Here is a 24,983-nt window from a genome sequence, read left to right on the forward strand (position 1 = left end):
ACCTGGAAACAAGAAATAAGCGTGCAAGTATAAGCTAAACCAATTGCTTATTCACCTGTGGAACCGCCCTTTGCGCCGGTGGGGTCCGCGCCGCGGCGAAATGTAACCCCGGTGCTGGGGGTAACCATTTTATGTGCCTCGGATCGCTTAGGTCTGCGTGCGAATAGTGTGTAATTCGCTAAAAGAAATAGCTGATAGTGTGTAAAATGATCCGCTTGCATGTGCTTGTGGATTGCGCACTTTCGGAGAAAAATATATGCGTAAGCTTTTGGGAGCCGCGGTTCTCTTTTTAGGATCAACGTCATTAGTGTATGCACAAGAAGCAACGGTGGTAAAAATCCACGACGCACCGGCTGTCAGGGGCAGTATTATCGCCAATATGCTGCAGGAACACGACAACGCCTTCGTACTGTATCCGTATGAAAGCAACTACCTGCTGTATACCTATACCAGCGATATAAACAAAGAATCCATCAAATCCTATGATTGGGCCGATAACGCCCGGCGCGACGAGCTGGATTTTCAACTGAGCCTGGGTTTCCCTCTGTGGCGCGGCATTGCCGGCGACAATTCCGTGCTGGGCGCCTCCTATACCCAGCACTCGTTTTGGCAGGCTTCCAATACCAAGGAATCGTCGCCGTTTCGTGAAACCAATTATGAACCGCAACTATTCCTGGGCTGGGCGACGGATTATGATTTTGCCGGCTGGACCCTGCGCGACGTGGAAATCGGCGTCAATCACCAGTCCAACGGCAAGTCCGACCCCACCTCGCGCAGCTGGGACCGCGCCTACGCCCGCCTGATGGCGCAAAACGGCGACTGGCAGGTGGAAATAAAACCCTGGCTGCGGTTCGGCGACAACGATGACAATCCTGATATCACCAAATATTTGGGGTATTATCGCCTGAGGATCGGTTATGCCTGGGGTGAAAGCGTGTTCAGCGTTGAAAGCCACTATAACTGGAACAGCGGCTACGGCAGCGGCCAACTGGGTTGGAGCTATCCGATTTCCCGCCACGTGCGCTTTTATACGCAGGTATTCAGCGGTTACGGCGAGTCGCTTATTGACTATGATCACCGGCAAACCCGGGTCGGGGTCGGCTTTATGCTTAACGACTTTATGTAAGTCGGCAGTTATCATTACAGGCGCCGGAACGTCCGGTGCCTGAACGCAATAAGTTGGGGAAGATGTGTCAACGTTGTCAGTAATAGATCGGGAAGCGCTGGCTGAACAGATATTGCATGATACCTTCGGCTACCAGCAATTTCGTCCGGGTCAGCAAGAACTGATCAACGCCGTCATCAGCGGTAGGGATTGCCTGGCGGTAATGCCGACCGGCGGCGGCAAATCCTTGTGTTATCAGATCCCCGCCCTGGTGATGGATGGGTTAACGGTGGTCGTATCGCCTTTGATCTCCCTGATGAAGGATCAGGTGGACCAACTGCTGGCGTACGGCGTGGCCGCGGGCTGCCTGAATTCCACGCAAACCCGCGAGCAGCAGCATGAGATTATGGCGGGCTGCCGCGAAGGGCGTATCAAGCTGCTCTACATCGCGCCGGAACGGCTGATGATGGATAACATGCTGGATCAACTGCTGCAGTGGCGCCCGGCCATGATCGCGGTGGATGAAGCCCACTGCATCTCCCAGTGGGGCCATGATTTCCGTCCGGAATACCGTACGCTCGGGCAAATCAAACAACACTTTCCCGGCTTGCCGTTTATCGCGCTGACCGCCACGGCGGATGAAACCACCCGCCTGGATATCGTGCGCCTGCTGGATTTGCAGGACCCGCTGATCCAAATCAGCAGTTTCGATCGTCCCAATATCCGCTATACCCTCGTGGAAAAATATAAACCCTTCGAGCAGCTCTGGCATTTTGTGCAGGGGCAGCGCGGTAAATGCGGCATTATTTATTGCAACAGCCGCTCGCGGGTGGAGGATATCAGCGCGCGCCTGCAAAGCCGCGGCGTGAGCGCCGATGCCTACCACGCCGGGCTCAGCAATGAACGGCGCGGCCAGGTGCAGGAGGCGTTCCAACGGGACGACCTGCAGATTGTGGTGGCCACCGTGGCCTTTGGCATGGGCATCAACAAGCCCAACGTGCGTTTCGTGCTGCATTTCGATATCCCGCGCAATATCGAATCCTACTATCAGGAAACCGGCCGCGCCGGCCGCGACGGTCTGCCCGCCGAAGCTATTTTATTATACGATCCGGCCGATATGGCCTGGCTGCGCCGCTGCCTGGAAGAAAAACCCCCCGGCGAGCAGCAGGATATCGAACGCCATAAGCTCAACGCCATGGGCGCGTTTGCCGAAGCGCAAACCTGCCGTCGCCTGGTGTTGCTGAATTATTTTGGCGAGGGCCGTCAGCAACCCTGCGGCAACTGCGATATTTGCCTCGATCCGCCTAAGCGTTACGATGGGCTGGAAGAGGCGCGCAAAGCGCTGTCCTGCGTGTATCGGGTCGGCCAGCGCTTTGGCATGGGGTATATCGTCGAGGTGCTGCGCGGCGCCAATAGCCAGCGTATCCGCGATTATGCCCATGATAAATTACCGGTGTACGGCATCGGCCGCGATCGCACTAACGAACATTGGGTGAGCGTGCTGCGCCAGTTAATCCATCTGGGCATGATCAGCCAGAATATTACCCAGCATTCGGCGCTGCAACTCACCGAGTCGGCGCGCCCGGTATTGCGTGGTGAAGTGCCCCTGATGCTGGCCGAACCGCGCTTGCCCAACCTGAAGTCGCGCAGCGCGCCGAAAACCTACGGCGGCAACTATGACCGGCAGCTGTTCGCCAAGCTGCGCAAGCTGCGCAAATCCCTGGCCGATGAAGCCAATGTGCCGCCTTACGTGGTGTTCAACGACGCGACGCTGCTGGAAATGGCGGAGCAACTGCCCGTGACCGCCGGCGATATGCTGCGGGTCAACGGCGTTGGCCATCGCAAGCTGGATCGTTTTGGCCAGCCGTTTATGACCGTGATCCGTGAACACCTGATTGACGATGACCCTATGCTGTCGCGCTAAGCGTGGCGTTAATCCGTACGTAAAATAGTCTATGAGTCGTCCCGCGCCATTGTCACGGGACGGCTAATTGTTTGGAGAGATCGACGATGCTGATGCTGTTCGCCACCGTAGCCATGGTGCACCTGATTGCCCTGATGAGTCCGGGCCCGGATTTTTTCTTTATCTCCCAGACCGCCGCCAGCCGCTCGCGGCGGGATGCCATGATGGGCGTGCTGGGGATTACCCTGGGCGTGGCGGTATGGGCGGCGGTGGCGCTGCTGGGGTTGCACCTGTTAATGCAGAAAATGAAATGGCTGCACAGCATTATCACCGTCGGCGGCGGGATCTATCTCTGCTGGCTGGGATGGCAACTGCTGCGCGCCGCGCGCCGGCCGTCGGCGCCGCAGGGAACCGTGCCCGCTGCCGCGCTGCCGCAGCGCGGGCGCACGTTCCTGCGCGGCCTGTTTACCAATCTCGCCAATCCCAAGGCGGTAATCTATTTCGGCAGCGTGTTCTCGCTGTTTGTCGGTGATAATATCGCCGCCGGCGCGCGCTGGGGAATTTTTATCCTGATTATCAGCGAAACCCTGATCTGGTTTAGCGTGGTGGCGTTGGTGTTTGCGCTGCCTGCCATGCGCCGCGGTTACCAGCGCATGGCGCGCTGGATCGATGGGGCGGCCGGCGTATTTTTCACCGGTTTTGGCATTAATCTGATTATTTCGCGCTAGCCAGCGCTGCGCCGACCATAATAAACAGCGAGCCGAAGGTGCGGTTTAACAACCGCATCTGGCGCGGCCCTTTAAGCCAACGGGCCAGGCGCGCGGCCAGTACGGCATACCCAATCATCACCAGAATATCCACCGCCAGGGTGGTAGCGCCGAGCACCAGGTACTGCGTCGCCTGCGGGTAATGCGGCAATATGAACTGGGGAAATAGGGCGGCGAGGAAGACTATGCTCTTGGGATTGGTCAGGTTAACCAATATGGCCCGCTTGAATAATTGACGCCTGGGCAGCAGGTTTGACCGGCTGTCCAGGCTGAAGCTGCCGGCGCTGCGCCATTGCTGTATGCCCAGCCAGACCAGATAAACGACGCCCAGCCATTTCAATATTTCAAACGCCAGCAGCGAATGGGCGAACAGGGCCCCCAGCCCGATACCCACCAATACAATATGCGTGGCCAGGCCCAGCTGCAAGCCGGCGATGGACGCAACCGTGCCCCGATAGCCGTGGCTGATGCCGGTGCTCATGGTATTGATGGCGCCCGAACCCGGCGACAGGCTGAGGATTGTGGTTGTGAGCAGGTAGGTAAGCCACCAGTCCCAGGTCATTAATTGCGCTCCCTGAAATGTTGTTTTTATGTCACAATATGGCAATAGAATATGCCCATGCATCAGCTGGCGCCGATACCGACAGAGTAGCCTTTTCCACGACCCGGCGGCAATGTTTTCCCAGTGCGCCGGACAATGGACAATAATGAATCGCCCCGTGTTTGGCCAGGAGTAGCGCAGGTGGTGTCTGTACATAAACAAAGTTGGTTAACCCGCGAACAGCAATTCGCCGCGTTTTCCACCGGGCCCCTATTGGATTTTTGGCACCGGCGCGAAGAGGGTGAGTTTGTCGGAGCCCAGGGCATGCCGATTCGTTTTGTCCGGTTCCGTTCGCCCCGGCATACCCGAGTCATCGTCATCAGCACCGGGCGCATCGAAAGCTACGTAAAATACCCCGAAGTGGCCTACGATCTTTATCATTGCGGTTATGACGTGATGATTATCGATCACCGCGGCCAGGGGCGTTCCGGGCGCCTGCTGGAGGATACCCACCGGGGGCATGTGCTGCAATTCGGTGATTACGTCAGCGATTTTACCCAGTTCTGGCAGCAGTATGTGGCCCCAGGCCGGTATAAACGCCGTTTCGCCCTGGCCCATTCCATGGGCGGGGCCATACTAGCTTTATTCCTGGCGTCCCATCCCGATGCCTGCGATGCGGCGGTATTGTGCGCCCCGATGTTTGGCATCCGCCTGCCGATGCCCCACTGGCTGGCCTGGCAAATACTGGAATGGACCGAGCAGCGGCCCGCAATGCGCGATTATTACGCCATTGGCACCGGCCAGTGGCGGCCCATGCCGTTTATGCTCAATATGCTGACGCATAGCGGGCAGCGCTACCGGCGCAATTTACGCTTTTACGCCGATGACCCGGAATTAAGGATCGGCGGCCCCACCTACCATTGGGTCAGGGAAGGCGTGCTGGCGGGTCATGACGTACTGGCCAAAGCCGGCGAGATCGCTACTCCGGTATTGTTAATACAGGCGGGGGAAGACCGGATCGTCGATAACCGCAGCCACGACACTTTTTGCCAGCTCATGGCCGCGGCGGGCCATCCGTGCGAAGCAAATAAACCCGTCAGGATCGAAGGCGCCAGGCATGAGATTCTGTTTGAAAAAGATAGCCTGCGCGCCGAGGCGCTGAACATGATTACCGCTTTTTTCGCCCGGTATCATTAAATTCCGGCGGTCCGCGACCGCCGCTTACACCAGAGGTTTACAAAGACTTATGTTTCACGTTGTCGCTTCCGATCTCGACGGTACCCTGCTTGCGCCGGACCATACCCTCAAAACGTACACCAAAGAAACCTTGCAGTTGCTGACCGCCCGGGACATCAATTTTGTTTTTGCCACTGGCCGTCATCATATCGATGTTTCCCAGATCCGCGATAATCTGGGCATTACCGCCTATATGATTACCTCAAACGGCGCGCGGGTGCATAACCCCGCCGGCGAGTTGATTTTTGCCCATGACGTGGATGAGGATATCGCGGGCGAACTGTTTGGCCTGGTGCATGATGACCCGGAAATACTGACTAATGTTTATCGCCGCGACGACTGGTATATGAACCGCAACCGGCTCGATCAGCAGGATTTTTTTCGCGAATCGGATTTTAAATACCAGCTGTTCCAGCCGGGAATGCTGCCTACTGACGGTATTTGCAAGGTTTACTACACCAGCGACAACCATGAACGGCTGTTGGCGCTGGAAGACGCGCTGAACGCGCGCTGGGGCGACCGGGTCAATGTCAGCTTCTCGCTGCCGGTCTGCCTGGAAGTCATGGCCGGCGGGGTGTCCAAGGGGCACGCCCTGGCCCAGGTGGCCAAAACCCTCGGTTTCTCGTTAGCGGATTGCATCTCTTTTGGCGACGGCATGAATGATAAAGAGATGCTGGCCATGGCCGGCAGGGGCTACCTGATGAATAATTCCCATCAGCGGCTGAAAGATTTGCTGCCTGAACTGGAAGTGATCGGCACCAATGCGGACGAAGCTGTGGCGCGGTTGCTGCGCAAAATGTACCTGTAATAAAAAAAGCTTTACAAGTGCGAATGATAATGATTATTATCCCCATGCGTTCCGGATATCGCCCCCACGGTTGCGGTAACCGCGAAAGCACGACATTGCTCACATTGCTTCCAGTATTTCTTAAGCCGGCCCGGGTGCCGGCCTTTTTTTTGCCCGTATTTTCCTTGGGCAAATCCTTTGAATCATCGCGTCCGACAAGTTCAATTTTTTTGAACATAGCGATGAGATTTTTACCCTTTCATATTCTCAGCGCAGGTCTAGACTAGAAAAAAACGTTGAGGAGACTTGAACATGATTTACTTAAGAGCAGCAAAAGATCGTGGCCACGCCAATCATGGCTGGCTGGATAGCTGGCACACTTTTTCGTTTGCCGACTACTATGATGCCGACTTTATGGGCTTCTCGGCGCTACGGGTCATTAACGAAGACCGCATCGACGCAGGCCAGGGCTTCGGCACCCATCCCCACAAAGATATGGAAATTCTGACCTATGTGCTGGAAGGCACGGTTGAGCATCAGGACAGCATGGGTAATAAAGAACAAATCCATGCCGGGGAATTCCAGATCATGAGCGCCGGGACCGGCATACGTCATTCGGAATATAACGGCCGTGACGACAGCCAGCTGCACCTGTATCAGATCTGGATTATCCCGCAGCAAACCGGATTGCCGCCCCGCTACGAGCAGCGCCGGTTTGATGCGCCGCTGGGCCGCCAGCTGGTTCTGTCGCCGGATGCCCGCGACGGGTCGCTCAAGGTCTTCCAGGATATGACCCTGTCGCGCTGGGCGCTGGCCGGCGGGCAGCAGGAAACCCTGGAGCTGGCGCCGGGACGCCGTATCTGGCTGCAGGTGGTACGCGGCGAGCTGGCTGTCAATGGACAACAGGTTGGCGCCAGCGATGCGCTGGCGATATGGGATGAAACCGCCTTGACGCTTAGCGCGGGCCAGGACAGCGAAGTCCTGGTTTTTGATTTGCCGCCGGTATGATGAGCGGGGCGGCGTAAAGCGTTAAGACGTCACGGCGACAAGCGGGCCAAGGCCCGCTTTTTTATTGCCCGGCAAATGAGCAGCCGGGAGGCCCGGGATAAACCGCGCGGATAAACATACTCGCCGCGTCATTTTTTTGGTAAACTCCGTGCATTCTGGGTGGGAGCTTTCATGTCGCAAATCAAGAAAAAAAGACCGGGACTTCAAGATGTTGCCGATAAAGTCGGCGTCACTAAAATGACGGTGAGCCGCTATTTGCGCAACCCGGCGCTGGTATCGGAAGCATTGCAGCTTAAAATAGCCCACTCGCTGGATGAGCTGGGTTATATTCCCAACCGGGCGCCGGATATTCTTTCCAACGCCACCAGCCGGGCTATCGGCGTGCTGCTGCCCTCCTTGACCAACCAGGTGTTTGCTGAAGTTTTGCGCGGCATCGAAGCGGTGACCGACGCCCATGGCTACCAAACCATGCTGGCTCACTACGGTTATCAGCCAGAAACCGAAGAACTGCGCCTTACCTCGCTGCTTTCCTATAATATCGACGGCCTGATCCTGGCCGAGCGCTCCCATACCCCGCGCACCCTGAAGATGATTGAAGTGGCCGGCATTCCGGTAGTGGAAATCATGGACAGCGTTTCTCCTTGCCTGGATATCGCGGTGGGCTTCGATAATTTCGAAGCGGCGCGGCAAATGACCCTGTTTATTATTTCCCGCGGACACCGCAACGTGGTGTATTTTGGCGCGCGCCTGGATGAACGAACGCTGATTAAACAGCAGGGTTATGAACAGGCCATGCGGGAGCAGGGCCTGCCGGCCCATAGCGTCATGATTACCCACTCTTCCTCCTATTCCACCGGCGTGGAGCTGTTTCGCCAGGCCCAGCGGGAATATCCCGCCCTGAACGGCATTATTTGCACCAATGACGACCTGGCCATCGGCGCCGTTTTCGAATGCCAGCGCCAGGGCCTGCGTATCCCGCACGATATGGCGATCGCCGGTTTCCACGGCCACGATATCGGTCAGACCATGCATCCGAAGCTCGCCAGCGTTCTCACGCCCCGCGAGGATATGGGCCGGATCGGCGCTGAACGGTTGCTGGCCAGGCTGCGCGGTGAAAAGATCGATCCCGCAAAAGTGGATGTCGGTTTTACGCTGATGGCCGGCGATAGCATCTGATTCATCCTCCCGTCATTTTTTACCCATATTATTATGATCCAGCTCCCAAAACGGTAATTTAGTCCGGTATCGGGATTCCTTAACCCTTGATGTTACCGGTATCATGATACCGGTAACATAACAATACTCGCTATGCTCAGGTGGTTGGCCGGGAGATTTTCTCGTTCTTGCGCTTCAAAAACCCGTAATGCATAACGCTCGAAGGTCGCCAGCCATCTGCTGCGGCCGGAAACAAGAAGCCATTAAGGAATTTTTATGCCGTTATTTATCGTTGCTATCGGCGTGGCATTACTGCTGCTGCTGATGATTCGTTTTAAATTAAATGGTTTTATCGCCCTGATATTAGTGGCACTGATTGTGGGCGTGTTGGAAGGAATGCCGGTTAGCAAGGTATTGGTTTCCATCAAATCCGGCGTCGGCGGTACCCTGGGCAGTCTGGCGCTGATTATCGGCTTCGGCGCCATGTTGGGTAAACTACTGGCGGACTGCGGGGGCGCGCAGCGTATCGCCACCACGCTGATCGATAAATTCGGCAAGCAGAATATCCAATGGGCGGTGGTCGTCACCGGTTTTACCGTGGGTTTTGCCCTGTTTTATGAAATCGGCTTTGTGCTGATGCTGCCGCTGGTGTTCAGCCTCGCGGCCACGGCGCGTATTCCGCTATTGTATGTCGGCGTACCCATGGCGGCCGCGCTGTCGGTGACCCATGGATTTTTGCCGCCCCATCCGGGGCCGACGGCCATTGCCACTATCTTCCACGCCGATATGGGCAAGACGCTGTTATATGGCGCCATTCTGGCGGTGCCGACGGTTATCCTGGCCGGTCCGGTCTATAGCCGTTTCCTTAAAGGTATCGATAAGCCGGTACCGGAAGGTCTGTACAACCCTAAAATTTTTACCGAACAGGAAATGCCGACCTTTGCCGTCAGCGTCTGGACCGCACTGGTGCCGGTGGTATTGATGGCGTTGCGCGCCGTGGCCGAAATGGTTCTGCCGGCCGGCCATATGCTGCTGCCCTATGCCGAATTCTTTGGCGACCCGATCATGGCCACCCTGATTTCAGTGCTGATAGCCATCTTCACTTTTGGTATTAATCGCGGCCGCAGCGTGCAGCAGGTAATGGATACCATCAGCGACTCCATCAAGATTATCGCCATGATTCTGCTGATCATCGGCGGCGGCGGGGCGTTTAAACAGGTATTGGTGGATAGCGGGGTTGGCAACTATATCGCCGCCCTGATGGAAGGCAGCACCATTTCACCGCTGTTGCTGGCCTGGTCTATCGCCGCCATCCTGCGTATCGCGCTTGGCTCGGCCACCGTCGCGGCCATTACCGCCGGCGGCATCGCCGCGCCGTTAATCGCATCCACCGGCGTCAGCCCTGAGTTGATGGTGATTGCGGTCGGCTCCGGCAGCGTAATCTTCTCCCATGTCAACGATCCGGGTTTCTGGCTGTTCAAGGAGTATTTCAACCTGACTATCATGGAAACCATCAAATCCTGGTCGGCGCTGGAAACCATTATTTCGATTTGCGGCCTGGTGGGCTGCCTGCTGATGAATATGGCGATTTCATAACCGCCGCTGGTCCATCGGGCCGGATCATTATCGCCACCCGGAGTCCTGGCCTTATCGCCAGGACTTTTTATTGGTCCGGGGCGATGGGATCGCTAAACGCGTTCAACCGCGTAAATATGCCCGCACGCCGTCCAGGAACATTTGGGTGGACAGCATCACCAGCAGCAATCCCATCAGCCGCTCCAACGCATTGACCCCCTTGTCGCCCAGCAGCCGGATAAACAGCGTGGATTGCATCAAAATGACCACCGACAGGCCCCAGGCAATCAGTAGCGCCACCACTAAATGCTTAATCTGGTGCGGATATTGATGGGAGAGCAGCATCAGCGTGGCCAGGATCGACGGACCCGCCACCAATGGAATGGCCAGGGGCACCAGGAATGGCTCTTCGCCGGCCGGTAGTCCGCTGCTGCTGCCTTCTTGCGATGGAAAAATCATTTTAATCGCGATCAGGAACATAATGATGCCCCCGGAGATCGACACCGTTTCCGAACGCAAGTTAAGAAATGATAAAATCCGCTCGCCGGCGAACAAAAACAGCAGCATGAGCAACAACGCGATCAACAATTCGCGAATAACAATCACGCGCCGCCGTTTAGGTTCAAGATGTTTTAACACCGACATAAAAATCGGTAAATTACCCAGGGGGTCCATGATTAAAAATAGTAAAACGGTGGCCGAAATCATTTCAGTCATTCTTACCTCGTTGGTTCTTCTGGTGCTTAATTGTCTTGGCCGGGATGATTATTAGCAGTGCTGCTTAAAAACTTTCGTTAATCGAATAATTTCACTTGCAGCAATTCGACCACTTTTTGTAAGGTGGTTATCGTGTAACCTGCAATCTTATGCGGCCACCACACGCCGGGTATCTTTTGTCATCTTCCAAGGCAGGACAGTTAACATGAAAAACGTTGGTTTTATCGGCTGGCGCGGTATGGTTGGTTCGGTGCTCATGCAACGCATGAACGAAGAACGCGACTTTGACGCCATCCGTCCGGTATTCTTCTCAACATCCCAGCATGGTCAAGCTGCGCCGGTTTTCAACGGCCAGCAAGGGGCGTTGCAGGATGCCTACGATCTGGCGGCGCTTTCTGCCCTGGATATTATCGTTACCTGCCAGGGCGGCGATTATACCAACGAAATCTATCCAAAGCTGAAGGAAATCGGCTGGCAGGGATACTGGATCGATGCGGCGTCATCGCTGCGGATGCAGGATGACGCCATTATTATTCTCGATCCGGTTAATCAGGCGGTGATCCAGCAAGGTTTGAATAACGGCATCAAGACCTTTGTCGGCGGTAATTGTACCGTCAGCCTGATGCTGATGTCGCTGGGCGGGCTGTTCGCCCATGATTTGGTCGACTGGGTTTCGGTCGCCACCTACCAGGCCGCCTCCGGCGGCGGCGCCCGCCATATGCGCGAACTGCTGGTCCAAATGGGGCAACTGCATAATGAGGTGGCCAAAGAACTGCAGGACCCGGCGTCGGCGATTCTGGATATCGAGCGTAAAGTGACCGCCCTGACCCGCAGCGGCACATTGCCCACCGATAATTTTGGCGTTCCGCTGGCCGGCAGCCTGATCCCCTGGATTGATAAACAGCTGGAGAACGGGCAAAGCCGTGAAGAATGGAAAGGCCAGGCTGAAACCAACAAAATCCTGGCGACGCAGCAGGTTATCCCGGTGGACGGTTTGTGCGTGCGCGTCGGCGCGCTGCGCTGCCACAGCCAGGCATTCACGATTAAACTGAAGCGCAATGTCGCCCTGCCAGAAATCGAGCAAATCCTGGCGACCCATAATGACTGGGTAAGCGTAGTGCCGAACGATCGCGAGCTGTCGATGCGTGAACTCACGCCGGCCGCGGTGACGGGCACGCTGAAAACCCCGGTCGGACGTTTGCGTAAACTCAACATGGGGCCGGAATACCTTTCCGCGTTTACCGTGGGCGATCAATTGTTATGGGGTGCGGCGGAACCATTGCGGCGTATGCTGCGTCTACTTGCCTGATCTATCATGACTATCGGCCTGTCCGTATACAGCGGTCAGGCTGCCTTCCCCCTGCGATTTCCCCTTATGTTGATAACTTTAGTTTTAAGGCATTAAATAAATTTACTTTTTTTACATTTTTTTAATGCTGCTTTTCTTCATATTGCGATGATTAATATAAGAAATCTTCCCAATGAAGTTAAAGTTTTTCAACAGCTTATTCAATAATTAAAAATTTCGTCGTTGCGGATTAATCTTTCCTTTAAACCTTTGTCTATGCTTATTATTGTGGAATCCATGATTGCATCTAAGGTGTAATAAACATCTTTATGGATTCTTACCCAGCCTGTCCTTTTTTTGGCTGCCGGCCGGTTTTCCGGCATGGGCGCCCATGCCCGCTGGAAAGGGCTGTTTATTATGCAGGATAAGGCGCTTATTTTTGGAAATATTCTTTTATTTCATGGAGTAATCAAAGGAAGAACACCATGTCAGGATTTCCCGACCACGAGGTCATAACAGCATTGGTTTCCGGTCGTTACGCCGACCCGTTTTCATTATTGGGCATGCATGTCACCAATGAAGGATTGGTGGTGCGCGCTTTATTACCTGATGCCAGCGCGGTAACGCTTATTGATAAAAAAAACGGGCGCAAGATCACAGAATTAAACTGTGATGATCCGCGCGGTTTTTTTACGGCACAATTAGGCCGGCGTAAAAAACCTTTCACTTATCAATTTGCGGTCACCTGGCATGAGCATACTTATATAATTGAAGATCCCTACCGCTTTGGGCCGTTATTGCAGGATATTGATAGTTGGCTGCTGGCGGAAGGCACCCATTTAAGACCCTATGAACGGCTCGGCGCTCATCCGGATGAACTCGACGGCGTCGCCGGCATGCGGTTTGCCGTATGGGCGCCCAATGCCCAGCGCGTTTCGGTGGTGGGAGAGTTCAATTTCTGGGACGGGCGCCGGCACCCGATGCGGCAGCGGCGGGAAAACGGCATATGGGAACTGTTTTTACCGGCCGTAACCACCGGACAGCTCTATAAATATGAAATCATCGATTGCCACGGACAAACGCGCCTCAAGGCGGACCCGTATGCGTTTGAAGCGCAAATGCGCCCTGAAACCGCCTCGCTGACCCGCGGGCTACCGCCGATTGCCGAGACGGACCCCGGCAGAAACGCCGCCAATGCGCTTAACCGGCCGATTTCCATTTATGAAGTGCATCTGGGATCATGGCGCCGCCACGTCGATAACAACTTTTGGCTCAGTTACCTCGAACTGGCTGAACAGTTGGTCGGTTATGTGAAATATATGGGTTTTACCCATATCGAGCTTTTGCCGATTAACGAACATCCCTTTGACGGCAGTTGGGGCTATCAGCCGCTGGGAATTTATGCGCCCACCCGCCGTTTCGGCACCCCGGAAGATTTTCGGATACTTATCGATGCCGCTCACCGGGCGGGCATCAATGTCCTGCTGGACTGGGTGCCCGGGCATTTCCCCGGCGATGAGTTCGGATTGGCGAAATTCGACGGCACGTCTTTATATGAATATGCCGATCCCCGGGAAGGTTTGCATCAGGACTGGAATACCCTGATTTATAACTACGGCCGTAACGAAGTGCGCAACTACCTGGCGGGGAATGCGCTGTTCTGGCTGGAACGGTACGGCATCGACGGCCTGCGGGTGGATGCCGTGGCGTCCATGATTTATCGCGATTACAGCCGTCCGGCCGGGCAATGGGTCCCCAACCATTACGGCGGCAATGAAAACCTCGAAGCCATCGCTTTCCTGCGCTATACCAACCATACCGTTGGCACCCAGCGCGACGGCGCGGTGACAATCGCCGAGGAGTCTACTTCTTTCTCCGGCGTTACCGCGCCGCCCGACAACGGCGGCCTGGGTTTCCATTATAAATGGAATATGGGGTGGATGAATGACACGCTGAAATATATGCAGCTCGATCCGGTACATCGGAAATATCACCATCATCATATGACATTCAGCATGGTGTATGCCTATAGCGAGAACTTTGTCCTGCCTTTGTCCCATGACGAAGTGGTGCATGGCAAACATTCCATCGTCAACCGCATGCCCGGCGATATGTGGCAGAAATTCGCCAATGTGCGCGCTTATTACGGCTTTATGTGGGGACATCCCGGCAAGAAACTGCTGTTTATGGGCAATGAATTCGCCCAGCTGCGGGAGTGGAACCATGATGTCAGCCTGGACTGGCACCTGCTCGACGATCCTGACAGCATGCACAGCGGCGTACAGCGCCTGGTGCGCGATCTCAACCAGTGTTACCGCGACAATCCGCCGCTATACGAGGTGGACTATCGTTATAACGGCTTTGAATGGCTGGTGGCGGACGACAGTGAAAATTCGGTCTTCGCTTTCCTGCGCCGCGACGCCAGCGGCGGTGAAATGATCGTGGTGAGTAACTTTACCCCGGTGCCGCGCCTGGGCTATCGCATCGGTATTCCGTCGCCGGGCCGCTGGCGCGAAGTTCTCAATACCGATTCCCATTACTACAACGGCAGCAATATGGGCAACAGCGGCGAACTGCATAGCGACAATATCGGCAGCCATCACCGCGAGAACTCCCTGCTGTTGACCATACCGCCCCTGGCGACGATTTTCCTGGTACGGGAGAATTAATGGAGACTCTAGCCAGCGGTTCTCCCGCCCCCCTAGGCGCGAGCTATGACGGTGATGGCGTTAATTTCAGCCTGTTTTCCGCCCATGCCGAACGGGTAGTGTTATGCCTGTTCGACAGCCGCGGCCGGGAACGGCAATACGATCTGGCCGGACGCAGCGGCGGCCGGTGGCACGGGTATCTGGCCGGCGCCAAACCCGGCCTGCGTTATGGTTACCGGGTGCACGGCCCGTTCGCGCCGGCCAGCGGGCATCGCTTTAACCCGGCCAAACTGGTTATCGACCCCTGCGCCCTGGCCCTGGAAGGTACGGTTGGCGATCATCCCGCGCTTTATGATAACGGCGCGGGTCCGGATAGCGCCGACAGCGCGCCGGTAATGCCGAAATGCGTGGTGGTGGATGCCCGCTATGACTGGCAAGGGGATCGGCTGCCGGCCACGCCCTGGGGGAAAACGGTGATTTACGAGGCCCATGTGCGGGGCTTGACCCAGCTGCATCCGGCTATTCCGGCGCCGCTGCGCGGCAGTTACGCCGGTTTGGCCCATCCGGTGATGATCGATTACCTGACGGCGCTCGGTATTACCGCCATTGAACTGCTGCCGGTACAGCAGCACGCCGACGAACCCCGTTTGCAGCGCCAGGGTTTGCGCAATTACTGGGGTTACAACGTACTGGCGCCGTATGCGGTGGAGCCGGGCTATGCCTCGGGCCAGCACGGGCTGACGGCGCTGGACGAATTTCGCGCCATGGTAAAAGCCCTGCACCGGGCCGGTATAGAAGTCATTCTTGACGTGGTATTCAACCATACCGCCGAACTGGATCTGACCGGACCCACGCTTTCGTTGCGCGGTATCGACAACCGTAGCTATTACTGGCTGAACGAGCAGGGCGATTACCAGAACTGGACCGGATGCGGCAATACCCTGCGGCTCAGCCACCCCGACGTTGCCGCCTGGGTGGTGGATTGTCTGCGTTTTTGGCGCCAGAGCTGCCATGTCGACGGTTTTCGTTTTGATTTGGGGACGGTATTGGGGCGTACGCCGGAATTCAGCGCCGCCGCGCAGCTGTTCGCCTTGATTAACCAGGACCCGGCGCTCAGGGAATGCAAATTGATCGCCGAGCCCTGGGATATCGGTCCGGGCGGTTATCAGGTCGGGCGGTTCCCGGCGCCGTTTGCCGAATGGAACGACCGCTATCGTGATGATATCCGGCGCTTCTGGCTGCATAACGATATTTCGCTGGGGGCGTTCGCCCGCCGCTTCGCCGCGTCCAGCGAATTGTTCCGGCGCGGAGGGCGCGCGCCTTGCGCCGCGGTCAATATGCTCACCGCCCACGATGGTTTCACCTTGCAGGATCTGGTGAGCTTCGATGAAAAACACAATCAGGCGAACGGCGAACACAACCGCGACGGCGCCCAGGATAACCACAGCGCCAACCACGGCCATGAAGGGCTCGATGCCGATCCAGAAGTACGGGAGCGCCGCCGCGTCAGCCAGCGTGCGCTGCTGGCGACGCTGCTGCTGTCGCAGGGCACGCCGATGCTGCTGGCCGGCGATGAGCGGGGGCGCAGCCAGCAGGGCAACAACAATGCGTACTGCCAGGATAATGAGTTGACCTGGCTGGACTGGCGCCAGGGGGATGAGCAGTTAATGCGCTTTACCGCCGCCGCGATCCGCCTGCGCCAGCAAATCCCGGCGCTGGTCGATAACCGCTGGTGGCGGGAAAACGACGATGCCACCGTGGCGTGGCTTAATGCGCAGGGGCAGGCCCTGACCGCCCCGGAGTGGGAGCAGGCGGAGCCACAACTGCAAATCCGCCTGTCGCGGGATTATCTGTTTGTGATCAATGCCACTACAAAAAGCTGTGAAATGACCTTACCTGAAGGGAAGTGGGCGCTGGCGGCACCGTTTAAGCGCTCGCGGCAACCGGAATCGGCGGGCAGCTTATCCGTGGCCGCCCATACGATTAATGTGCTGGTAAAACAATAATAAGGAGTCGGCGATGGTTAGGTTTGAAGGTAGTGACCCGGTTATGCTGGCCAGACAATTGCCGATCCAGTCTGTCGCGCTGATTCTTGCGGGAGGGCGCGGTTCGCGCCTAAAAGATCTGACGGCCAAGCGCGCGAAGCCCGCGGTTCACTTCGGCGGTAAATTTCGCATCATTGATTTTGCCCTCTCCAATTGCCTGAACTCGGGCATCCGCCGTATCGGGGTGATCACGCAATATCAGTCGCATACGCTGGTGCAGCATATCCAGCGCGGCTGGTCTTTCCTCAATGAGGAGATGAATGAATTCGTCGATTTGCTGCCCGCGCAGCAGCGATTCGCCACCGAAAACTGGTATCGCGGTACCGCGGACGCGGTATCGCAAAACCTGGATATTATCCGGCGCTACCGCGCCAAATATATTGTGATTCTGGCCGGCGATCACATTTATAAAATGGATTACTCCCGCCTGCTGATCGACCATGTGGAAAAAGGGTCGAAATGCACCGTGGCCTGCCTGCCGGTTCCCCGCCTGGAAGGCCGGGATTTTGGCGTTATGGCGGTCGATGATAAGTACCGGGTACTGGATTTCGTCGAAAAACCGGCCGATCCGCCGGCCATGCCCGGTTTTCCCGACCAGGCGCTGGCCAGTATGGGCATCTATGTGTTTGATGCCGACTATCTATTTCAATTGCTGGAAGAGGATATGCAGACCGAAGGGTCCAATCACGATTTCGGCAAAGACATTATTCCCAAAATTACCGCGCGCGGAGAGGCCTGGGCCCATCCATTCACCCTCTCCTGCGTCTCTTCGGCCGAAGATGATTCGGCCCCCCCTTATTGGCGCGACGTGGGAACGCTGGACGCTTACTGGCGCGCCAATCTGGACCTGGCTTCGGTGACCCCTGAGCTGGATATGTACGATCAAAACTGGCCGATACGCACGCATATGGAACCGCTGCCGCCGGCTAAATTTGTGCAGGATCGCGCCGGTAATCACGGTGTGACCCTGAATTCCCTGGTCTCCGGCGGCTGCATCCTTTCCGGCGCCCATGTGACGCATTCGGTGCTGTTTCCGCGGGTGCGCGTCAATTCTTTTTGCACGCTGGACGAGGCGGTGATTTTACCGGATGTCAACGTAGGCCGCTCGTGCCGCTTACGGCGCTGCATTATCGATCGCGCCTGTACTATACCGGAAGGCATGATTATCGGTGAAAACGCCGAGGACGATAAACGACGATTCTGTTGCTCTGAAGAGGGAATCGTATTGGTGACAAGAAAGATGTTGGCCAATATTCACTAGGAAGACCTGTAGCTTGATAGGTCGTTGAAAAAAGAATAAGCCTAAACGGGAGCGATAATGCAGGTTTTACATGTTTGTTCTGAACTGTTTCCCTTGTTGAAAACCGGGGGACTGGCAGATGTGGTCGGGGCGTTGCCCGCTGCGCAAATTGTCGAGGGTGACGATGTCCGGGTGTTATTACCGGCTTTTCCTGATTTACGCAAGGGTATCCCCGATACCCGCATCGTTAATGAATTTGATGTATTTTCACAGCATGTCACGCTGTTATACGGCCGTTTTAACGGGGTCGGGATCTATCTGATCGACGCGCCCGCGTTATATGATCGTCCCGGTAGCCCCTACCACGACCAGGATCAGTATGCGTATACCGATAATTACCTGCGTTTCGCCCTGCTGGGGTGGGTAGGTAGCGAAATGGCCAGCGGCCTGGATGCCACCTGGAAGCCGGATATTATTCAGGCCCATGACTGGCACGCCGGCCTGACCTGCGCGTATTTGGCGGCCAAAGGCCGGCCGGCCAAGTCGGTATTCACCGTACACAATCTGGCTTATCAGGGCCTATTCAATGCCCGCCATTTGCCGGAATTAGGCCTGCCGGGCGAGTATTTCCAGACCTACGGCATGGAGTTTTTCGGCCAGATTTCCTATCTCAAGGCGGGACTGTTTTATGCCGATCATGTCACAACCGTCAGCCCGACCTATGCGCGGGAAATCACCCAGCCCGCTTATGGTTATGGTATGGAAGGATTGCTGGCCTCCCTGCAATCGCAGGGGCGGCTCACCGGTATCCTGAACGGCGTGGACGATGCCATCTGGAATCCCACCCATGACGCCATGCTCTCTACCCGCTATAACCGCGATGTGCTAGAGGCCAAAACCAACAATAAGCGCCATCTGCAAACGGCAATGGGACTGACGGTGGATGAAAAGGTGCCGCTGTTCGCGGTGGTCAGCCGCCTGACCAGCCAGAAAGGGCTGGACTTGGTGCTGGAAGTTTTACCGGATCTCCTGGACCAGGGGGGGCAACTCACCGTGCTGGGCGCCGGCGATGTCACCCTGCAGCAGGGTTTCCTGGCGGCCGCGGCGGAGTATCCCAGCCAGGTGGGGGTGCAGCTTGGCTATCATGAGGCTTTTTCCCACCGCATTATCGGCGGCGCGGATGTGATTATGGTGCCGAGCCGCTTTGAACCCTGCGGTCTGACGCAATTATACGGATTGAAATACGGCACTCTGCCGCTGGTACGCCGCACCGGCGGTCTGGCGGATACGGTGACCGACAGTTCATTGGAGAATCTCTCCGACGGCATCGCCAGTGGTTTTGTGTTTGAAGATGCTACCGCCAGCGCTTTGCAGCGGGCAATCAGGCGGGCATTTGTGTTATGGTCAAGACCTGCCCTTTGGCGTTATGTCCAGCGCCAGGCGATGGGATTGGATTTCAGCTGGCATGTGGCAGCCCGGGCTTATCAGTCTCTTTATCAACGCTTGTAGATACTCACTGATTGGGAATGAATGTCATGAACTCTCCGTTTATTTATGCTTCACCCACGCTCAGCGTCGAAGCGCTGAAACATTCAATCGCATACAAGCTCATGTTTACCATTGGCAAAGATCCTTCCGTCGCCAATAAGCATGAATGGCTGAATGCTACCTTGCTGGCGGTTCGGGATCGGATGGTGGAGCGCTGGCTGCGCTCCAACCGCGCCCAATTGTCACAGGATGTGCGCCAGGTGTATTACCTATCGATGGAGTTTTTGCTGGGCCGCACGTTATCCAATGCGCTGCTGGCCATGGGCATTTATGACGATACCAAGGCGGCCCTGGAAGATATGGGATTCGAGCTCGACGATCTGTTGCTCGAAGAGAACGATCCGGGTCTGGGCAATGGCGGCCTGGGACGATTGGCCGCCTGTTTCCTCGATTCGATGGCCACCCTGGCCTTGCCTGGGCGGGGATATGGCATTCGTTATGAATACGGCATGTTCAAGCAGAATATTATTAACGGACAGCAGGCGGAATCGCCGGATTATTGGCTGGAATATGGTAATCCCTGGGAGTTCCCCCGGCATTCCACCCGCTATAAAGTCCGTTTTGGCGGCCGCGTGCAGCAGGAAGGCAGTAAGACCCGCTGGGTCGAGACCGAAGAAGTGTTGGCTTGCGCCTACGATCAAATCATCCCCGGTTTTGATACCGACGCCACCAATACCCTGCGGCTGTGGAGCGCGCAGGCCAGTAATGAAATAAATCTGGGTAAATTCAACCAGGGCGACTATTTTGCCGCCGTAGAAGATAAAAATTTCTCCGAAAATGTTTCGCGGGTGCTTTACCCGGATGATTCGACTTATTCAGGCCGCGAATTGCGCCTGCGCCAGGAATATTTTTTAGTATCCGCCACCATGCAGGATATCCTGACCCGCCATTGGATGATGCATCAGACTTTTGATAATCTGGCGGATAAAATTGCGATTCACCTTAATGACACCCATCCGGTATTGTCGATTCCGGAATTAATGCGTTTGCTGATCGACGAGCATAAATTCACCTGGCTGCAGGCGTGGGAAGTGGTGGGCAAAGTCTTCTCCTACACCAACCATACCTTAATGAGCGAAGCGCTGGAAACCTGGCCGGTGGATATGCTGGGCAAAATTCTGCCGCGCCAATTGCAAATTATTTTTGAAATTAACGATCATTTCCTCAACGGCGTACAGGAGCAGATCCCCAATGACAGCGATCTGCTGGCGCGGGTGTCGATTATCGACGAGCATAACGGCCGCATGGTGCGTATGGCGTGGTTGGCGGTAATTGCCAGCCATAAAGTCAACGGCGTTTCGCAATTGCATTCCGATTTGATGGTGCAATCGCTGTTTGCCGATTTCGCCCGCATTTTTCCCGATCGTTTTTGCAATAAAACCAACGGCGTTACCCCCCGTCGCTGGCTGGCGCTGGCTAACCGGCCGCTGTCGGCGGTATTGGATGACACTATCGGTCAAACGTGGCGCACCGATCTGAGTCAATTGGACGAATTAAAGTCTCATATCGATTTCCCGGCATTTATCCAGGATGTGCAGAAAGCCAAGCTGGAAAATAAAAAAGCGCTGGCTATTTATATGGCGCGAGAATTAAATGTGGTGGTTGATCCGGCGGCGTTGTTTGATGTGCAAATCAAGCGTATCCATGAATATAAACGCCAATTGATGAATGTGTTGCATATCATCACCCGTTATAATCGCATTAAGCAGGAACCGGACAGCAATTGGGTGCCGCGGGTGAATATTTTCGCCGGCAAAGCCGCTTCGGCTTACCATATGGCAAAACAAATCATTCATTTGATCAACGACGTGGCCGCGGTTATTAACAACGATCCGCTGATGAAAAACCGGTTGAAAGTGGTTTTTATCCCCAACTATAGCGTCAGCCTCGCCCAGCTGATTATTCCGGCGGCGGATCTGTCAGAGCAAATATCCCTGGCGGGTACTGAGGCTTCGGGTACCAGCAATATGAAGTTTGCGCTGAACGGCGCGTTGACCATCGGCACTCTGGACGGCGCCAACATAGAAATGGGCGCCCGACTGGGTGATGAAAATATCTTTATTTTCGGCAATACCGCCGAACAGGTGGAAGCCCTGCGCCGCGATGGCTATAACCCCCGGAAGTTTTTTGAACAGGATGAAGAGCTAAATCTGGCCCTGACGCAAATCGCTACCGGCGCCTTTAGCCCCGGCGAGCCGAATCGATACCGTAATTTGTTCGATACCTTGCTGAATTTCGGCGATTATTACCAGCTGCTGGCAGATTATCGCAGTTATGTGGATACCCAGGATCAGGTGGATGCGCTTTATCGGCAGCCGGACGAGTGGGCCCGCCGTGCGGCGGTGAACATCGCCAGCATGGGCTATTTCTCCTCGGATCGGACCATCCAGGAATATGCCGACGAAATTTGGCATGTGAAGCCGATAAGGTTATAGCTAAAGCCTTGGCCGCCGGTAATGAGTGGCGATCGGCGGCCAGTTTTTTTTAATGGGTATATGCTAAATTCATACGGTGAATCGGATTGAACCGATGCGGCGCCACTGTTTTAGCGCATGGCTTTACTAATAATCATTACGGGTCGGCGCAACGTTAATAATGAATAAATTTCGTTTGGAGGCTAATAGCTATAATGCTGCCTAGAGTTGTGTAAATATCTTTTGCCGCGCTTTACGGCGACATAAGAATTTCATTATACTGCCCTCGCCAATCAGACCGTTTTAATAACCGGCGTTAAATTATAAATAATAACCTCATTGAATTAATTAATACGTTTTTATTGTTAAATGATTCATCCTAGATTATTAGAATGGTAATTAAATGGAAGATTAAATTAGTATAGGAATATGGATGTTTCTTATGGCAACCAAACCAAGCCACCATGACGCATTTTTTAAAAATTTCCTCGGCGATATTAACGTCGCGCAGGATTTTTTACAAATTCACCTGCCAGCCTCTTTACGGCAGCGGTGCGATTTTACTACACTCAATATCTGTCCCACTACATTCGTGGATGATAATTTCGATCATCATGTCTGCGACATGCTTTATTCGGTGAAAACCACCCAGGGCGACGGCTATATTTATTGCCTGATCGAGCATCAGAGCCGGCCGGACAAACTAATGGCGTTTCGCATGATGCGCTATAGCCTGGCGGCAATGAAACAGCATCTCGACCAAGGCTTTAAGCAGTTGCCGGTAGTGATGCCGGTGCTGTTTTATCACGGCAACCGGTCTTATCCTTACAGCACGGATTGGCGGGACTGTTTTGCCGATACCGAACTGGCAAGGCAGATCTATGGTAACCCTTTTCCGCTGGTGGACGTGACGGTTATACCGGACGAGGAAATTATGGCGCACCGGCGGGTGGCGCTGCTGGAGCTGCTGCAAAAGCATATCCGCCAGCGGGATATGCTGACGCTCGTGGACAATATCAGCACGCTGATGAATGACTGGCCGCTGCCCCCCGAGCTCAATAAAAGCGTTATGCTTTATATCGCCGCGGCGGGTGAAACCGCGGATACGCAAAAATTTATGGCTAAACTATCGCAACAAGTAATGCCCAATCAGGAGGGAATAATGACTATCGGACAACAACTCGCGGAAGAGGGAAGAAAGGAAGGACATAAAGAAGGACGGCTGGAAATGCTGCATGAAGTAGTACGGGAATTAATGAATAATGGCGTTCCCCGTAACCTGATAAAACTCTCTACCGGCCTTTCTGATGAGTATTTAAAACGGTTATCGCATTAATTATTTTACTGAATTTAATTAAATGTAGTCATGAAAAAGGTTAGTTTATAATTGGTTCATGAGGAATATATCGCCTTTAATAAATTATTAAAGGCGATAATTACTTCAGCGGCCGATACCCGAGCTTACTACCCTGAGTAATCTCGTTTTTTTGCCGTTTATGATGCCAGGGATAATGTGCGGCCGGCCCGGGCATGCTGCGCAAGCCAATCCTTGACATGCTGTTGCTGCGCGTCATCAAGCCACATGCCCAGCTTGGTGCGGCGCCAGATGGCATCTTCCAGCGTCACCACCCACTCTTTTTCCACCAGGTATTGCAGTTCAGCCCCATAAAGGCCATGGCCGAAATCTTCGCCCAGATCGGCCAGCTTGGCGGCGCCCGCCAGTATCAGCTCGCTGTGCGAACCGTAGGTGCGGCTGTATCGCCGCGCCAGGCTTTCCGGCAGGAAGGCGTATTTGCGCCGCAGCTGGGCGGCATAGTCATCACGGTCGCCGCTGAAATCCCCTCCCGGCAATACCGTCCCTTTGGTCCAGGCGCCCTTGGCGTTGGGATAATATTTACCGAGTTTTTCCAAAGCGTGTTCCGCCAGCTTGCGGTAGGTGGTCAGCTTGCCGCCAAATACCGACAGCAGCGGTGCCTTGCCGTGGTCGTCGGTGACCGACAGGGTATAATCGCGGGTGACCGCTTGCGGAGAATCGGATTCATCGTCGCATAACGGGCGTACGCCGGAATAAGACCAGACAATATCGGCTTTGCCGAGCGGTTTTTTGAAGTGATCATTATAAACCTGCAGGAGATACTCGGTTTCCTGCTCGTCGATATGCACCGCTTTGGGATCGCCATGATATTCCACGTCGGTGGTGCCGATAATGGAGAATTCGTCCAGCCAGGGAATCACAAATACGATCCGGTGGTCTTCGTTTTGCAAAATGTAGGCTTGCTGGCCGTTATGCACCCGCGGCACGACGATATGGCTGCCTTTGATTAACCGGATACCATACTGAGAGGGCAGTTTCAGCCCTTCATCGATAAACTCTTTCACCCAGGGGCCGGTGGCGTTAGCCAGGCCTTTGGCCTGCCAGGTCAAAGTCTTGCCGGTCAGCACATCTTCAGCTTCCACCGTCCAGAGGCCGTTTTCGCGCCAGGCGCGGGTCACTTTGGTGCGGGTGCGCACTTCGCCGCCTTTGGCGACCACTTCCTGTGCGTTCAGCACTACCAGGCGCGCGTCATCCACCCAGCAGTCGGAATATTCAAAACCGCGCACGATTGATGGTTTGAGTACCGAATCCGCGCCAAAACGCAACCCTTTACTGGCCGGCAGGCTGGTACGCTTGCCGAGGTGATCGTACATAAACAGGCCGATACGGATCATCCACGCCGGGCGCAGATGAGGCCGGTGCGGTAAGCGGAAACGCATGGGAAACGCGATATGCGGCGCCATTTTCAGCAGCACCTCCCGCTCCGCCAGCGCCTCGCTCACCAGGCGGAATTCGTAATGTTCGAGATAGCGCAGGCCGCCATGAATCAATTTAGAACTGGCGGAAGAGGTTGCGCAGGCCAGATCCTCTGCCTCCAGCAACAGCACGGATAACCCGCGCCCGGCTGCATCTGCTGCGATGCCGGCACCATTGATGCCACCACCGATGACGATCAAATCTTTGGTTTCCAC

18 protein-coding genes are annotated in these 24,983 nt (G+C 55.2%); 15 read left to right on the forward strand and 3 right to left on the reverse strand.

The window, feature by feature from the left end:
• Positions 1-256 precede the first annotated feature (256 nt).
• The 3 genes from pldA to rhtC all read left to right on the forward strand — a co-directional run bounded on the left by pldA (position 257) and on the right by rhtC (position 3,736).
• Positions 257-1,126: a phospholipase A gene (gene pldA, locus ACL2XP_RS00600; RefSeq protein WP_413736684.1), complete on the forward strand. Its 870-nt coding sequence runs from the start codon at positions 257-259 to the stop codon at positions 1,124-1,126.
• Between the two features lie 64 nt (positions 1,127-1,190).
• Positions 1,191-3,029, forward strand: coding sequence for an ATP-dependent DNA helicase RecQ (gene recQ / locus ACL2XP_RS00605; protein ID WP_413736685.1), 1,839 nt, complete (start codon positions 1,191-1,193; stop codon positions 3,027-3,029).
• 86 nt (positions 3,030-3,115) lie between these two features.
• The gene (gene rhtC, locus ACL2XP_RS00610; protein ID WP_413739037.1) at positions 3,116-3,736 is read left to right on the forward strand and encodes a threonine export protein RhtC; all 621 of its coding nucleotides are present in this window, start codon (positions 3,116-3,118) and stop codon (positions 3,734-3,736) included.
• On the opposite strand, the gene rhtB is transcribed toward rhtC, so the two are convergent.
• A complete protein-coding gene (gene rhtB / locus ACL2XP_RS00615) occupies positions 3,723-4,337 on the reverse strand; it encodes a homoserine/homoserine lactone efflux protein (protein ID WP_413736686.1) in 615 nt (204 codons plus the stop codon). The genes rhtC and rhtB overlap by 14 nt on opposite strands.
• Positions 4,338-4,520: 183 nt before the next feature.
• Between rhtB and pldB the strand changes: the two genes are divergently transcribed.
• From pldB to gntT, 5 genes are all read left to right on the forward strand, one after another.
• Positions 4,521-5,513, forward strand: a complete 993-nt coding sequence (gene pldB, locus ACL2XP_RS00620; protein WP_413736687.1) for a lysophospholipase L2 — start codon at positions 4,521-4,523, stop codon at positions 5,511-5,513.
• A 49-nt stretch (positions 5,514-5,562) separates the two neighbouring features.
• Positions 5,563-6,360, forward strand: coding sequence for a sugar/pyridoxal phosphate phosphatase YigL (yigL, locus tag ACL2XP_RS00625; protein ID WP_413736688.1), 798 nt, complete (start codon positions 5,563-5,565; stop codon positions 6,358-6,360).
• Between the two features lie 291 nt (positions 6,361-6,651).
• Positions 6,652-7,347 carry a pirin family protein gene (locus ACL2XP_RS00630; protein WP_413736689.1) on the forward strand — a complete coding sequence of 232 codons (696 nt, stop codon included), beginning with the start codon at positions 6,652-6,654 and terminating at the stop codon, positions 7,345-7,347.
• Between the two features lie 180 nt (positions 7,348-7,527).
• Positions 7,528-8,523 (forward strand): gluconate operon transcriptional repressor GntR, encoded by a 996-nt coding sequence (gntR, locus tag ACL2XP_RS00635; RefSeq protein ID WP_413739038.1) that lies wholly within the window; start codon positions 7,528-7,530, stop codon positions 8,521-8,523.
• A gap of 255 nt (positions 8,524-8,778) precedes the next feature.
• On the forward strand, positions 8,779-10,098 hold the full coding sequence (gntT, locus tag ACL2XP_RS00640; RefSeq protein ID WP_413736690.1) for a gluconate transporter: 1,320 nt from the start codon (positions 8,779-8,781) through the stop codon (positions 10,096-10,098).
• Positions 10,099-10,200: 102 nt separating this feature from the next.
• Here the strand turns inward: gntT and ACL2XP_RS00645 are convergent, their stop codons facing one another.
• Positions 10,201-10,794 carry a YhgN family NAAT transporter gene (locus tag ACL2XP_RS00645; RefSeq protein ID WP_413736691.1) on the reverse strand — a complete coding sequence of 198 codons (594 nt, stop codon included), beginning with the start codon at positions 10,792-10,794 and terminating at the stop codon, positions 10,201-10,203.
• Between the two features lie 205 nt (positions 10,795-10,999).
• On the opposite strand from ACL2XP_RS00645, the gene asd reads away from it, so the two are divergent.
• From asd to ACL2XP_RS00680, 7 genes are all read left to right on the forward strand, one after another.
• Positions 11,000-12,103: an aspartate-semialdehyde dehydrogenase gene (asd, locus tag ACL2XP_RS00650; RefSeq protein WP_413736692.1), complete on the forward strand. Its 1,104-nt coding sequence runs from the start codon at positions 11,000-11,002 to the stop codon at positions 12,101-12,103.
• A gap of 464 nt (positions 12,104-12,567) precedes the next feature.
• Positions 12,568-14,751, forward strand: coding sequence for a 1,4-alpha-glucan branching enzyme (glgB, locus tag ACL2XP_RS00655; RefSeq protein WP_413736693.1), 2,184 nt, complete (start codon positions 12,568-12,570; stop codon positions 14,749-14,751).
• Positions 14,751-16,736: a glycogen debranching protein GlgX gene (gene glgX / locus ACL2XP_RS00660; RefSeq protein ID WP_413736694.1), complete on the forward strand. Its 1,986-nt coding sequence runs from the start codon at positions 14,751-14,753 to the stop codon at positions 16,734-16,736. The genes glgB and glgX overlap by 1 nt, the downstream gene beginning before the upstream one ends.
• 13 nt (positions 16,737-16,749) lie before the next feature.
• Complete coding sequence (glgC, locus tag ACL2XP_RS00665) at positions 16,750-18,036, forward strand: glucose-1-phosphate adenylyltransferase (protein WP_413736695.1); 1,287 nt, start codon at positions 16,750-16,752, stop codon at positions 18,034-18,036.
• 57 nt (positions 18,037-18,093) lie between these two features.
• The gene (gene glgA / locus ACL2XP_RS00670; protein WP_413736696.1) at positions 18,094-19,524 is read left to right on the forward strand and encodes a glycogen synthase GlgA; all 1,431 of its coding nucleotides are present in this window, start codon (positions 18,094-18,096) and stop codon (positions 19,522-19,524) included.
• Between the two features lie 26 nt (positions 19,525-19,550).
• A complete protein-coding gene (gene glgP / locus ACL2XP_RS00675; RefSeq protein ID WP_413736697.1) occupies positions 19,551-21,998 on the forward strand; it encodes a glycogen phosphorylase in 2,448 nt (815 codons plus the stop codon).
• Positions 21,999-22,419: 421 nt separating this feature from the next.
• The gene (locus ACL2XP_RS00680) at positions 22,420-23,313 is read left to right on the forward strand and encodes an Rpn family recombination-promoting nuclease/putative transposase (protein WP_413736698.1); all 894 of its coding nucleotides are present in this window, start codon (positions 22,420-22,422) and stop codon (positions 23,311-23,313) included.
• Between the two features lie 158 nt (positions 23,314-23,471).
• Here ACL2XP_RS00680 and glpD read toward each other — a convergent pair whose 3' ends face one another.
• Positions 23,472-24,983: a glycerol-3-phosphate dehydrogenase gene (gene glpD / locus ACL2XP_RS00685; RefSeq protein ID WP_413736699.1), complete on the reverse strand. Its 1,512-nt coding sequence runs from the start codon at positions 24,981-24,983 to the stop codon at positions 23,472-23,474.

The sequence above is a fragment of the Sodalis sp. RH21 genome, from assembly GCF_047324175.1.
In the GTDB taxonomy this organism is placed as follows: domain Bacteria; phylum Pseudomonadota; class Gammaproteobacteria; order Enterobacterales; family Enterobacteriaceae; genus Acerihabitans.

What these genes read in the sequence shown, in the direction of transcription:
- pldA (WP_413736684.1), top strand. Translation starts at nt 257, where the DNA reads ATGCGTAAGCTTTTGGGAGCCGCGGTTCTCTTTTTAGGATCAACGTCA.
- rhtC (WP_413739037.1), top strand. Translation starts at nt 3,116, where the DNA reads ATGCTGATGCTGTTCGCCACCGTAGCCATGGTGCACCTGATTGCCCTG.
- rhtB (WP_413736686.1), bottom strand. Translation starts at nt 4,337, where the DNA reads ATGACCTGGGACTGGTGGCTTACCTACCTGCTCACAACCACAATCCTC.
- yigL (WP_413736688.1), top strand. Translation starts at nt 5,563, where the DNA reads ATGTTTCACGTTGTCGCTTCCGATCTCGACGGTACCCTGCTTGCGCCG.
- ACL2XP_RS00630 (WP_413736689.1), top strand. Translation starts at nt 6,652, where the DNA reads ATGATTTACTTAAGAGCAGCAAAAGATCGTGGCCACGCCAATCATGGC.
- gntT (WP_413736690.1), top strand. Translation starts at nt 8,779, where the DNA reads ATGCCGTTATTTATCGTTGCTATCGGCGTGGCATTACTGCTGCTGCTG.
- ACL2XP_RS00645 (WP_413736691.1), bottom strand. Translation starts at nt 10,794, where the DNA reads ATGACTGAAATGATTTCGGCCACCGTTTTACTATTTTTAATCATGGAC.
- asd (WP_413736692.1), top strand. Translation starts at nt 11,000, where the DNA reads ATGAAAAACGTTGGTTTTATCGGCTGGCGCGGTATGGTTGGTTCGGTG.
- glgB (WP_413736693.1), top strand. Translation starts at nt 12,568, where the DNA reads ATGTCAGGATTTCCCGACCACGAGGTCATAACAGCATTGGTTTCCGGT.
- glgX (WP_413736694.1), top strand. Translation starts at nt 14,751, where the DNA reads ATGGAGACTCTAGCCAGCGGTTCTCCCGCCCCCCTAGGCGCGAGCTAT.
- glgC (WP_413736695.1), top strand. Translation starts at nt 16,750, where the DNA reads ATGGTTAGGTTTGAAGGTAGTGACCCGGTTATGCTGGCCAGACAATTG.
- glgA (WP_413736696.1), top strand. Translation starts at nt 18,094, where the DNA reads ATGCAGGTTTTACATGTTTGTTCTGAACTGTTTCCCTTGTTGAAAACC.
- glgP (WP_413736697.1), top strand. Translation starts at nt 19,551, where the DNA reads ATGAACTCTCCGTTTATTTATGCTTCACCCACGCTCAGCGTCGAAGCG.
- ACL2XP_RS00680 (WP_413736698.1), top strand. Translation starts at nt 22,420, where the DNA reads ATGGCAACCAAACCAAGCCACCATGACGCATTTTTTAAAAATTTCCTC.